The sequence below is a fragment of the Flavicella sp. genome, from assembly GCF_029238425.1.
GTDB lineage: Bacteria > Bacteroidota > Bacteroidia > Flavobacteriales > Flavobacteriaceae > Flavicella.
This window is the reverse complement of record NZ_JAQWGB010000106.1, coordinates 43,191-55,542: the sequence shown is the minus strand read 5'-3', so window position 1 is coordinate 55,542 and position 12,352 is coordinate 43,191. Positions and strand designations below refer to the sequence as shown.

General features: G+C 33.1%; 9 protein-coding genes. 5 read left to right on the top strand and 4 right to left on the bottom strand.

Annotated features, from left to right (window positions below; all coding sequences use genetic code 11):
• Window positions 1-2 precede the first annotated feature (2 nt).
• The 4 genes from P8H68_RS07925 (at window position 3) to P8H68_RS07910 (ending at window position 7,053) form a co-directional block, all read left to right on the top strand.
• Complete coding sequence (locus tag P8H68_RS07925) at window positions 3-326, top strand: DUF6660 family protein (protein ID WP_366144934.1); 324 nt, start codon at window positions 3-5, stop codon at window positions 324-326.
• Between the two features lie 74 nt (window positions 327-400).
• The gene (locus P8H68_RS07920; protein ID WP_300323178.1) at window positions 401-4,744 is read left to right on the top strand and encodes a CusA/CzcA family heavy metal efflux RND transporter; all 4,344 of its coding nucleotides are present in this window, start codon (window positions 401-403) and stop codon (window positions 4,742-4,744) included.
• Between the two features lies 1 nt (window position 4,745).
• Complete coding sequence (locus P8H68_RS07915) at window positions 4,746-5,963, top strand: efflux RND transporter periplasmic adaptor subunit (protein ID WP_300323176.1); 1,218 nt, start codon at window positions 4,746-4,748, stop codon at window positions 5,961-5,963.
• A 55-nt stretch (window positions 5,964-6,018) separates the two neighbouring features.
• Window positions 6,019-7,053 (top strand): bestrophin family ion channel, encoded by a 1,035-nt coding sequence (locus tag P8H68_RS07910; RefSeq protein ID WP_300323174.1) that lies wholly within the window; start codon window positions 6,019-6,021, stop codon window positions 7,051-7,053.
• Between the two features lie 38 nt (window positions 7,054-7,091).
• Here P8H68_RS07910 and P8H68_RS07905 read toward each other — a convergent pair whose 3' ends face one another.
• The 3 genes from P8H68_RS07905 to P8H68_RS07895 form a co-directional block, all read right to left on the bottom strand.
• Entirely contained in the window at window positions 7,092-8,255 is a 1,164-nt protein-coding gene (locus tag P8H68_RS07905) for a right-handed parallel beta-helix repeat-containing protein (RefSeq protein WP_300323172.1), read from the bottom strand.
• A 173-nt stretch (window positions 8,256-8,428) separates the two neighbouring features.
• The gene (locus P8H68_RS07900) at window positions 8,429-9,061 is read right to left on the bottom strand and encodes an NAD(P)H-dependent oxidoreductase (protein WP_300323170.1); all 633 of its coding nucleotides are present in this window, start codon (window positions 9,059-9,061) and stop codon (window positions 8,429-8,431) included.
• Window positions 9,062-9,071: 10 nt separating this feature from the next.
• Window positions 9,072-9,650: a TetR/AcrR family transcriptional regulator gene (locus tag P8H68_RS07895; RefSeq protein ID WP_300323168.1), complete on the bottom strand. Its 579-nt coding sequence runs from the start codon at window positions 9,648-9,650 to the stop codon at window positions 9,072-9,074.
• 116 nt (window positions 9,651-9,766) lie between these two features.
• On the opposite strand from P8H68_RS07895, the gene P8H68_RS07890 reads away from it, so the two are divergent.
• Complete coding sequence (locus tag P8H68_RS07890; RefSeq protein ID WP_300323166.1) at window positions 9,767-11,404, top strand: glycoside hydrolase family 25 protein; 1,638 nt, start codon at window positions 9,767-9,769, stop codon at window positions 11,402-11,404.
• Here P8H68_RS07890 and P8H68_RS07885 read toward each other — a convergent pair.
• On the bottom strand, window positions 11,401-12,300 hold the full coding sequence (locus tag P8H68_RS07885) for an EamA family transporter (protein ID WP_300323165.1): 900 nt from the start codon (window positions 12,298-12,300) through the stop codon (window positions 11,401-11,403). The genes P8H68_RS07890 and P8H68_RS07885 overlap by 4 nt on opposite strands.
• Window positions 12,301-12,352 lie beyond the last annotated feature (52 nt).

Genomic DNA, 12,352 nt, shown 5'->3' with positions numbered 1-12,352 from the left:
TCATGAAAAGCTTAATTTTCTTACTTTCTTTTTATATTTTTTCCTTGTCTTTTATTACATGTAACGATGCTATGTTATCTTGTGAAAAGCAAGATGTAGAATTGGAGAAAGTTTCAAATGAGCATCAAGATTCACATTCGCATTCTGAAGAGGACCTGTGTTCACCTTTTTGTTCTTGTCAGTGCTGTCAAATGGTAATCAACACTGTTGAGTTGAATACCTTTGAATTGACATTAAATTCATTTACACAGAGAGAAATTTCTAAACCGTCTACAGAAACTGTTCAAGAAGTGTTACATTCCTTATATCAACCACCCATAATTTAAGTTAAAGTTTTTATGGGATAACTATATCCTTTTGTGTCAGAAAATGACATTTTTTTAACTTAAACAACTATTAAATGATCAATAAAATCATACAGTTTTCAATCCATAACAAGTTAGTTGTTGGTTTGTTAACCATTGGATTAATAATAGCTGGTGTATTTAGCGCCAGTAAAATACCCGTTGATGCAGTACCTGATATCACAAACAATCAAGTTCAAATTATTACACAAGCTCCTAATTTAGGAACGGAAGAAATTGAACAGTTTGTTACATACCCTGTAGAGATAGCGTTGGCAAACTTGCCCGGAGTAACAGAAATTAGATCCATTTCAAGATTTGGACTGTCAGTGGTTACCATTGTTTTTGATGATGGTTTGGACACCTATTTGCCAAGACAATTAGTTTCTGAGAAACTTGGAGAAATAAATGCAAAAATACCTGAAGGATTTGGTAAACCTTTTATGGGACCTATTTCCACGGGTTTAGGAGAAATTTATCAATATACCTTAGATATAGAGGAGGGGTATAAAGATAAATATTCACCACAGAAGCTAAGAGAAATTCAAGATTGGATCATCAAAAGACAAATGGCAATGGTTCCTGGCGTTGTGGAAGTGAATTCATTTGGTGGTCATATTAAACAATATGAAGTTGCGATTGATCCTGAGGAGTTGAATGCTTTAGGATTGACTATAAAACAAGTATATACTGCTCTTGAACGTAACAATCAAAATACAGGAGGGGCCTATATTGAAAAAGATCATCAAGCGAATTTTATTAGAGGTGAGGGTTTGGCCAAAAGTATTGATGATATTAAAAATATTGTGGTAAGGAATAAAAATGATCTACCAATATTAATTAAAGATATTGGAGTAGTTTCGTTTGGTAGCGCAATTAGGTATGGTGCTGTTACTAAAAATGGTGAAGGTGAGGCTGTCGGAGGAATGATCATGATGTTAAAAGGAGCGAATACCAATTCAGTTATTAACGCTGTGAATGAAAGAGTAGCTCTGATTCAAAAATCCTTGCCAGAAGGAGTGAGAATCAAACCATTCTTGGATAGGTCAAAATTAATTGAAAATACGACAAAAACAGTTCAGAATAATCTTTTTGAAGGTGCATTAATTGTATTATTCATCTTGGTGTTTTTCCTAGGTAATTGGAGAGGTGGTATTATTGTGGCTTCAACAATTCCATTGGCCTTACTTTTTGCTTTTATCCTGATGTATGTTTTTGATGTTTGGGCGAACCTAATGAGCTTAGGAGCTATAGATTTTGGTATTATTGTGGATGGCTCTGTTATTATTGTTGAGAGCACTGTTTTTTATATCTACAAACATATTACATCAAAGAAAGTATTGACGCAAAAGGATAAGGACGTAATCACCTACAAAGCTTCCTCTAAAATGATGAACACTGCCTTTTTTGGTCAATTTATTATTTTAATTGTGTTTCTGCCCATACTATCTCTTGAAGGAGTCGAAGGAAAAATGTTTAAACCAATGGCTTTTACTTTTATGTTTGCTATGATTGGTGCCATGATTTTATGTCTGACCTATGTGCCAATGGTTACTTCATTATTTCTAACAGCACCGAAAGTTAAGCATAAAAGAAGCTATGGATATCGTGCGGTTCATTGGGTAGAACGTATTTATGGAAGAGCGTTAATTCAAATCATGGGATATTCCAAAATAATAGTAGGTATCGCTATTTTAATGTTGACCGCGAGTATCTATATTTTTTCAAATTTAGGCGGAGAATTTATCCCAAAGTTAGACGAAGGAGATATTGCCTTTCATGTCATCCTAAAACCAGGTAGTGCTTTATCTGAAACCGTAAAAGCAACAACGAAGGTAGAAAAACTGATAAAACAAAAATTCCCAGAAGTTATTGATGTAATCAGTAGGATAGGGGTTGCTGATGTTCCTACAGATCCAATGCCTATGGATTTGGCCGATGTGTTTTTAATACTGAAGCCTGTGCAAGAATGGACTTCAGCCTCTTCTAAACCAGAATTGATTGATAAAATAAAAGAGATGTTGGAAAGAATCCCAGGAATCAATTATGAATTTAGTCAACCTATTGAAATGCGTTTCAATGAATTGATAACAGGTGTGCGTGAAGATATTGCCATTAAATTATATGGAGAAAATTTAAATGTATTATCAAAGAAAGCTAATGAAATAGGTGTTTTGGTCTCCGATATTGACGGGGTAGCAGATTTAAAGGTAGAAGCTACATCGGGTCAACCGCAAATAACGATTGAATATAACAGAAGAAAAATTGCCCAATATGGATTGGCAATCAATGATATGAACCGACTGGTTGAGACTGCCTTTGCAGGTGGTGTGGCAGGAGTTGTATTTGAAGGAGAGAAACGATTTGATTTAGTAGTACGATTAAAAAAAGAGTTGCGACAAGAGTTATATGATGTTGAAAATCTTTTTGTGAGTTTGCCGAACGGTAGTCAGATTCCATTAAAAGAACTTGCTGAAATTAGTTTCAAACCTGGCCCTATGCAGATAAGTAGAGATAATACAAATAGAAGAATTTATGTTGGTATTAATGTAAGAGGAAGAGATATCAAAACCTTGGTGGAGGAGATTCAATTAAAGATAGAACAAAACATAAAACTACCAGCGGGATATTATATTCGTTACGGTGGCGCTTTTGAGAATTTAGAAAGAGCCACAAAAAAATTAAAGACCGTTGTTCCCATTGCCCTTATATTAATTTTTGTTTTGATATTCTTCGCCTTGAAATCTTTTAAACAAACCATGATGATATATATGGCGATTCCGTTGGCTACTATTGGTGGAGTTTTATCATTATATATGAGAGGCATGTCTTTTAGTATTTCTGCTGGTATTGGTTTTATTGTTCTTTTTGGAGTTGCCGTCTTAAATGGTTTGGTGTTGGTTAGTGGTTTTAATGAGCTTAAAGAAGAAGGTGTGACAGATTTAAATGAGAGAATTAAAGAAGGAACAAAAAGACGTATTAGACCTATTTTATTAACTGCATTGACAGATATGTTAGGTTTTTTACCAATGGCATTGTCTACTACCGCCGGTGCTGAAGTACAGCGCCCATTGGCAACTGTTGTGATTGGAGGTTTGTTGACTTCCACATTGTTGACGTTATTTATCATCCCGATTTTGTATAAAGCGGTTGAAAATTTCAATCAACAAAGAAGCATTAAGAGATCGAATCTTGCGGTCACAATTTTATTTATTGGTTTTATGCTGTTCCCTTCATTAGGCTCTTCACAGAATCAGAAGATTGATTTGAATCAGGCGATTGAATTGGCACAACAGAATTATCCAGAATTAATAGTTGCAGATTTAGAGATTGAAAAAGAGCGAGCTATAAAATCTACTGCATGGGATTTTGGTAACACAAAAATTTTTACCATGGGAGATGAAATTGGTGATGATGGTAATGGAACATATACGACTTTGGGGCTAGGGCAATCTAACATTGCTTTATTTTCAATTGCTTCTAAAAACAAATTAGCAAATGAAAATATAAAACTAGCTGAAACCAATAAATCCTTAAACACTATACAGTTAAAACAAAGGGTTGAATATGCTTGGATCAAGGCATTTACAACTAAGAAAATATACGAATCATATAAAGAGATAGACACGGTGTATTCGGGATTGAAAAAGGCGTTAGAGCTGCGTTATGAAACGAAAGCCATTTCCAATTTAGAATTTCAAACAACTATAAATCAAGGGGAGTTGATAAAGCTTCAGAAAGAACAATATCATATGGCTTATAAGATAGCTGTACAAGAGTTAAACCAATGGTTATTTGCAGATCAGTATTTCGATATTGCAGATGTTTCCATAGAATTGATGGAGGAACCTTTAGATCTTGTGGAAATTAATATTGAAAGTCATCCTTTGATTTCTTTATGGGAAAGCGAGTTGTCTGTAGCAAAAGCTGAATCCAAGGTTTATAGTTCAAAATATTTGCCAACGGTGTCAGCACAATATGGTTTTCAGAAAATTGGTAATGAAAATGGTTTTAATAGTTATCAAGTTGGTATTCAACTACCATTAATTTTTTCTAAAGCCAAAGGGGAATCCAAAGCATCAAAGTTGAACGTTGAGATAATTGAACAAAACAATAAAATAAAACAACTGAAACTAGCCAACAGTTTTAAAATTGCGATGGCAAACTATATGCGATTAAAAGAAAATTGGGAGTATCATAAAAGTCATGCCTTACCCTTGGCTGTCCAGCAAAGAGATGGTGCAACTTTGGCTTATCAGGAAGGAAGTATGAGTTATATTGCTTTTATACAAACCATAAAAAATGCTATTGAGCTAGAGATTAACTCATGGACGATTTTCCAACAATATTCTGAAAGTAAAATAAATGTATCTTATTTTTTAGAAACTAAAAACGAATAAAATGAAACATATCTATATACTATTACTTTGTGTTTTTCTAGGAGCATGCAAAGAATCAAATTCTAACAAAGAAAAAGGAGGTGGAAAGTCAAATTCCAAATCAGAATCACATAAAAACTCAAATGAAAAGCATGACGATGAGGAGGAAGAGCATCATGATGAGCCTTTATTTTTGACGAAAGAACAATTAAAAATTCTTGATATAGACACAGGTGAAATTCCGGTTCGTAACATGAATGGTTTTATCAAAGTAAATGGAAAAATAAGTGTACCTCCACAAAATGAGGCTGTCATAACTACGAGCATTGGTGCTAATATTGTGAGTATTGAGGTTATTGAAGGACAGCAAGTGAAAAAAGGAGATGTCTTGGCATATATTTCGCATCCTGATTTGATTCAACTTCAAACAGATTATTTAAAGATGTACAATCAGCTAAATTTTTTAGAACAAGATTTTTTGAGACAGGAAAAGCTTTATAATGCAAAAGTAGGTTCAGGTAGAGATTATCAGCAAGCAAAAGCAAATTATAATAGCGCCAAAGGCTTAGTGAAAGGTTTGGAAGGTCAATTACTACTGTTAGGATTAAACGCCAGTTATATAAACAAAGGGGAGATATATACAAAAGCTCCTTTAAAAAGTACGATTGATGGATTTATAGAAAAAGTAGGAGTCAAAACAGGGCAATTTGTACAACCTCAAAAAGAATTGTTTGAGATAGTGAATACTGATCACATTCATGCAGATTTGATGGTTTTTGAAAAAGATATTTCAAAAGTGAAAAATGGTCAAAAGGTGAAATTTTTGATTAAGTCTGTAGGAAATAAAGAATTTGAAGGTCATATTATTTCTGTTGGTAAATCTATTGAGGAAGGAACGAAAGCAATGCACGTTCATGCCGAAATTGACGGCCATTTTGATAATTTAATATTGGGAATGTATGTGAACGCACGGATTATTTTTAACGAGAAAAAAGAACAAGCATTGCCCTTAGAAGCATTTTTTAGAGATGGCGATAGACTCTTTGTATTCTCTGTTTCAAAAGAAACTGAAAAAGGTGTTGAATTTGAACCGTTGGAAGTTTTGCAAAAAGAAAATGTACATGGTTATATTTCATTTATATTTAAGAAAATTCAGAATGATACAATCGCTGTAGCGAAATCTGGTGCCTACTATTTAATGTCTGAGCTGAAAAAAAGTGAAGCAGAGCATCATCATTAATTATTTCTTTTAGTATGTTTGATATGAACAAAAAGAAAAACCTAATTCGTATTTTATGATAATCACAAAAAACATTAGTCTTGTAAATCTTTTAAAATGGTCAGGAGGCCATATCATTTGGCTGTTATTGTTTACCGGTGGTGTGACATTTTTGTATGAGGCAAAGATTATAAAATTTGAAATACCATGGCTTCCTGTTTCTGTAATTGGTACCGCTGTAGCATTTTATGTAGGTTTTAAAAATAACCAAGCATACGATCGTATGTGGGAGGCAAGAAAAATTTGGGGTGGAATTGTAAATGATAGTCGATCTTGGGGAATGATGGTAGATGGATTTATCAGCAATCAGTTCACAGAGAAAGAAGTAGATAAAAAAGAGATAGAAACAATCAAAGAACGTTTGATATATAGACATTTAGGTTGGATGTATGCACATAGAAGTCAATTATTAGTGCCAACTCCTTGGGAGCATATTAGTCAGAAGGGAATGGTTGGTTTTGCTGCCAAGCGTTATGTAAGTAAATATGGTGTGGGCATGGTAGATGATGAAGTTTCGAAGGCACAACTCAAATGTTTTTTACCTAAGGATGAATATGAGCGATTGATACACAATCAAAATACTGCAACTCAAATAATTAATGAGCAATCTAGAGACCTGAAAGCTTTAAGAAAAGCAAATTTGATTGATGATTTTAGACATATGAATTTAACTCGTTTGCTTAAAGATTTTTACACTTTACAAGGGAAAAATGAAAGAATTAAAAAATTCCCCTTACCAAGACAATATGCAAACATGAGTAGAGTTTTTGTTTGGATCTTTATAGGGCTACTTCCGTTTAGTATGGTGCCTGAATTAATGAGAATAGGAAAAATGGCGATGTGGGCCTATATACCAGTAACGGCATTAATTGGTTGGGTCTATTTAATGATGGAGGTGATTGGTGATTATTCAGAAAGCCCTTTTCAAGGAATGGCTAATGATATTCCTATGTTGTCATTATGTAGAACCATTGAAATAGATTTAAGAGAAATGTTAGGGGAGAAGAATTTACCTGAGGCCATAGAGGCAAAAAAAGGAATATTGATGTAATACAAAATGAATTACATCAATATTTTCATAAAGTACGATTAACTTTTTATGAAAAAGTAAGTCTCAATTTCTTTTGAGTTTTTTAGGGTACTGTATTTTTTTCCGTTCATGAGCACATCATCATCAATATGAAATTCCATCGTTTTTTTTGTTTCATAAGCCTTGATGATTTTATCTTCTGAATTGATACTATTGTTTCCAAGAATTTTCAAATAACCACGTCCATATCCAATCATAATAGCAGCCTTTTTTGAGCTTGTAATGGTATTTCCATCTAAGGTGATATTAGAAGAACCGAAATCTATTTTTTCTTCATTTGGAATTTTTCGCCCATTACCATGTCCTGTATAACCTGTTGAAAATATGATAATCGCATTTCCAATATCATTTTTCATAGTATTGTTTTTAATCAACACATCTCTTGTGTCATGTTCAATGTGTATCGCTTGTGAATAGCCTTGTAATCCACCATCCATTCTTTTATTATTACTAATTATAGTATTTCTGGTGTTTGCTAAAGCAATATTAAATCGTGCCGCAACATAAAATTCACAATCATCTATTAGAATATTTTCATGTTCTATTTTATTGGTATCAGCAAAAGCATTGTCAATACTTATTTGATGATCACCTCTTTTAAAAACTGATTTTTTTACAATAAAATTCTTTAATATTTCGGAATCCATGGTTTGCAGTCCAAATTTGCAATCATCAAACAAACAGTTGGTAACCCTAATATCAGTAAAATCACCTCTAAAGTCGGCCCCAGTATATCTAGAATTTAGAAATTCGCAATTGTCGATAGTAATATTAGTTAAAGTTTGTTTCTTGGCTTCTACTCGAAGTAAATTGACAGCAGTTGAAAAACGTAAGTTTTCAAATTTTGTATGGCCAACAGTCAATACAATGATATTTCCTTTTTTAGAAACTCTCGATAATTGATATTTTACACCTTTGTTGTTTTTGGCTCCTTTGAAAGTAAGTCCGGATTTTTTTATGGTAAAATGCTTTTCGGAATCATTGAAGGTAACATTCATGTCGATAAGAATAATGTCTCCGGCGTTCGCATTATTGTACGCAGCCTTTAATTTCTCAACTGAATTTCCTTTTTGTTTTGATAATTTGATGGTTTTGGCTGTAGCGTTTATTGTGACTCCCAATAGCAGGTAAAATGCTATTATAAATTTTGTGCGTAGTTTCATAGATATCCATATTAATTTATTCCAAAACTATATAAATAGTAATGTTTGAAGTGCAACAAAAATGTGAAACACTAACTCTTATGGTTAAATATTAGATTTGAGGCAAAAAAAAAGCCCACGACATTTAAAAAAAATGCTGCGGGCTAAATTCAGATCAGGGGTAATCTAACTTTTTATTCTATTAAGGTGACTAAGTCATCCGTGCTTTTTCTAACTTTTACAAGTGAAGACAACCAATCATTCTCTTCTTCTCTGTATCCAATGGGTAACATCACGGCGCTGCGCAATCCTTTTTCTTTTAATCCTAAAATTTCATCCACGGCAGATGGGTCAAACCCTTCTAGTGGAGTTGCATCCACTTCTTCAAATGCAGCAGCTATAATTGCTTGTGAAAATGCAATATACGCCTGCTTAGCGGCATGGTTAAAGTTAATTTCTGGATCTCTTTGAGGGTAGGAGTTTAATAACATTTGACGATAATCTTCCCAACCTTGATTTTCAAAACCTCTAACTTCATTTGTTAAATCAAACATCTTATTGATTCTATCAGCAGTATAGGTATCCCAAGCTGCAAAAATGAATAAATGAGAACAATCACTAATCACCGATTGGTTCCATGATACTGGACGTATTTTTTCCTTTAACTCTTGATTGGTAATGACAATAATTTCAAAAGGTTGTAAACCACTAGAAGTTGGAGCCAAACGAGCAGCTTCAATAATTCTATCAATTTTATCCTGGGCTACTTTTTTGCCATTCATGGCTTTTGTAGCGTATCTCCAGTTTAGTTTATCTAATAATTCCATACGTTTATTTTTATTTTCGGATACTATCCCAAGCCGACTCATATGCCTCATCAATGCTTTTAGGGTCTAAGTTATAAGCCTCACGGTTTTGCATTACAATTAAAAAAGAAATAGGAGTGATGGTATAAGCATAAAGCAAATAGTCTGATATATCTTTAATAATTCCTTCATTCTTTCCTTTGTGCATCACTTCAATCAATGGTGTTAAATGCACAATTCCTTCTTGTCTTATGTTTTCATCTACAACAGGAGTGTTGTCACATTGAGCCAAAAATAAAGCTTCGTCTATTTCTTTTAATTTGTAGGCGGCAATTCGATACCACATATCCTTAAAATTTTCTTCAACCTCTAATTCAGGTTGATAGTTGACAAATGAATATTTCGTAAATTTTTCTTTTACTTCTAAGTAAACTTTGTTCACTAAATCCTGTTTGTTTTCGAAATACAAATAAATGGTTCCGGGTGAAACACCAGCTAATTTAGCTAGCTTAGACATAGGCGTCGCATGGAAACCATTACTGTTAACCAGTGCTAAAGTTGCCTTAATAATGGCATCTCTTTTTATTTTACTTTTTTCTTCTTGTTTCATTGTAACCATGCAAATGTACAAAATAAAATGAACATTCATTCATTATTTATTATTGAGAGAGAAATGAATCAGTTTCAAATAACATTTTTTTGTATTTTACGTCGCAAAAAAATGATATGAAAAAGATTCTCTTTCAACTAAAAGCCAATAGTTGGTTTTATGGCTGTGCTCTAATTTTATTAGGGATGGCAATTGCAACACCTTTTCACAATACGCTTATTTCCTATTTAGAAAAACTTATTGATAATGGAACCCTATCGTTGGGTGTGCTGATTGATTTAAAGTCCGTTTCTGAGGCAGCTGGCTCAAGTAAGTTGATTCTTATCGCAGGAGCTTCAGAAAATATTACAGATTTGTTAGCCAGCTCAATTAAATACTTGTCGTGGTCAGATCTGTTATTGTCAGTCCAATTGGTATTGATTAAACTATCGGGTTCCTCTCTTGTAAAAATTTTATCGGTTCTTGCTTTTATTGGTACATTTTTTATCAATTACAGAACGATAGCCACCAAGATACTATTGTTTCTATTTGTTTTGAATCCAGGATTACCCGCATTTGTCTCTGGGGTAAAATATATATCCAAAGAAATGCAGTTTGAGCAAGCTGATTCTTTGCATAAAAATTTGTCAGATTTACATGATAAATATAAAGAGAAAGAATTGAGCTATGAGCATTTTGAAAAAATAAGAGATGAAAAACAACTTGCTAAAGCAGAGAAATCAGGAAAAACAAAATTAAATTTTTTCACTCGAGTTGGTGATGCTACTGAAGACGATTTTCATTTAGCTGCTGAACATATTGAAGAAGGTGTTTCTGAGTTTTTGATAATACTAAAATCTGCTTCCAAAACAATAATCATTCAAACATTGAATCTATTATCTTCAATAGTCTTTCAGTTTCTTTTATTGCCTTTTGCATTTTTTTATGGTATTCATAGATTGTTAAAATATAGTACCGAAGCCTCCGGTAAGGATCAAACCTATGTTTTTCAAAAGTTGGTTGTTGTTGAAACAATTTTTGTCTTTTTAATTGGTGTTTCTGTAATGACAGGACAGAACACAGAAAAACAAAAGAAATCAGTACCGCCAATAGATAAAAAATCAATGATTGGAAATCAGAATCATGCAAAACAAAAACATCACTTAGGCATTGATGTGTCTCATTTTCAACAAGAAATTAATTGGGAAGAGATCAAAGAAGCGAATATCAGTTTTGCCTATAGCAAGGCAACACAAGGAAAAGACTATGTGGACCCTAGGTTTCATGAGAATTGGAAAAATATGGGGAATGTTTCTTTGTCTAAAGGTGCATATCATTTTTATCAATCAAATGACTCAGGAAAAGAACAGGCAATTCATTTTTGCAAAACGGTAGGAAATGTTGGAAAAGGAGACATTCCACCAGTTTTAGATTTAGAGGGAGGTGGTATTATCGGGACTGTACATAAAAAAGAATTGCAAAAAGAAATTCATATTTGGCTGAGATATGTTCATCAGAAAATGGGAGTAAAACCTATTATTTATACCAATAATGTTTTTGCAAACGATTATTTATTGGGATCAGATTTTTCTGAGTACCATTTGTGGATTGCAGAATATGGTGTTGAGGAACCGAAAATTCCTTTGGCATGGAAAAATAAAAAATGGCTGATTTGGCAGCGAACTCCTAGAGGGAAAATTGAAGGTGTCTTGGGAAATGTCGATCATGACATTGCAACGGAACATTTTGAAAATCTTATTGTAAAGAAATATTAAGAATACAATATTAAAGCAACTCCGATAAGAATCCCAACGAGCGGAATCAATTTTTTTCTTTTGTTTTTTTCCTTGAAAATCAATCCTCCAGCAACCACTGCAATTAGAATTTGACTTCTTTTGATAGCTGAAAGTAGCATAATCAAAGCTTCTGGATCTTGAAGTGCTTTGAAATAAAAGTAGTCTGCTGTTTGCAATAAGATACCTACCGCTGGGATGGACCATCGGAAAGTAAATGCTTTTCGTTTTTCTTTATATGGAAACCAATTAAAGCAAAGGATCACTAGTAAAATTAAAACCGTATACCAACAAAACCAAAATTGTAATGTTTGTGGATTTAGCCCTTGATATTGTATCAGAAATTTATCATATAATCCACTTGATGCTCCTAAAAAGGTAGCCCCAATAATGGCGAAAATCCATTTGTTTTTTTTGAAAACAATTCCTTCCTTTTTTCCAATTCTTGAATAAAGAAAAACTGAAAAAATGATAAGAAAAAACCCAATCCATTGATATCCATTGGGTTTTTCTTGATAAATAAATATGGCACCGATAAACGTAAAAAATGGTCCTGCAGATCGAATGGGGGTAACGATAGTGATGGGTAAGTGCTTCAAAGCTTGATAAGCCAACACCCAACTACTTGCCATAATCATTGATTTTATAAAAATAAATCCATGAGTACTCCATGGAATATCATTGATATAAAAACCAAGGTTTTTTGTTTGCTCAGGAAAATATTTTGAACCGATAAAAAATGGTAGAATTAATAAAAATCCTGAAGAAATAGTTCCTAGCAAAACAGGAAAAACTTCATTCCCTTGAACCGCATGTTTTTTACATAAATTATGTAATCCTAAAAATAAAGCCGACAGTAGGCCTAAATACATCCACATGGCGGCAAAGGTACTTTTTCTGAAAACTCTTCAAAGAAAAAAAGTAACTTAT

Excerpts from the sequence above, each read along its gene's own strand:
- P8H68_RS07925 (WP_366144934.1), top strand. The coding sequence starts at position 3 with ATGAAAAGCTTAATTTTCTTACTTTCTTTTTATATTTTTTCCTTGTCT.
- P8H68_RS07920 (WP_300323178.1), top strand. The coding sequence starts at position 401 with ATGATCAATAAAATCATACAGTTTTCAATCCATAACAAGTTAGTTGTT.
- P8H68_RS07915 (WP_300323176.1), top strand. The coding sequence starts at position 4,746 with ATGAAACATATCTATATACTATTACTTTGTGTTTTTCTAGGAGCATGC.
- P8H68_RS07910 (WP_300323174.1), top strand. The coding sequence starts at position 6,019 with ATGATAATCACAAAAAACATTAGTCTTGTAAATCTTTTAAAATGGTCA.
- P8H68_RS07905 (WP_300323172.1), bottom strand. The coding sequence starts at position 8,255 with ATGAAACTACGCACAAAATTTATAATAGCATTTTACCTGCTATTGGGA.
- P8H68_RS07900 (WP_300323170.1), bottom strand. The coding sequence starts at position 9,061 with ATGGAATTATTAGATAAACTAAACTGGAGATACGCTACAAAAGCCATG.
- P8H68_RS07895 (WP_300323168.1), bottom strand. The coding sequence starts at position 9,650 with ATGAAACAAGAAGAAAAAAGTAAAATAAAAAGAGATGCCATTATTAAG.
- P8H68_RS07890 (WP_300323166.1), top strand. The coding sequence starts at position 9,767 with ATGAAAAAGATTCTCTTTCAACTAAAAGCCAATAGTTGGTTTTATGGC.
- P8H68_RS07885 (WP_300323165.1), bottom strand. The coding sequence starts at position 12,300 with ATGTGGATGTATTTAGGCCTACTGTCGGCTTTATTTTTAGGATTACAT.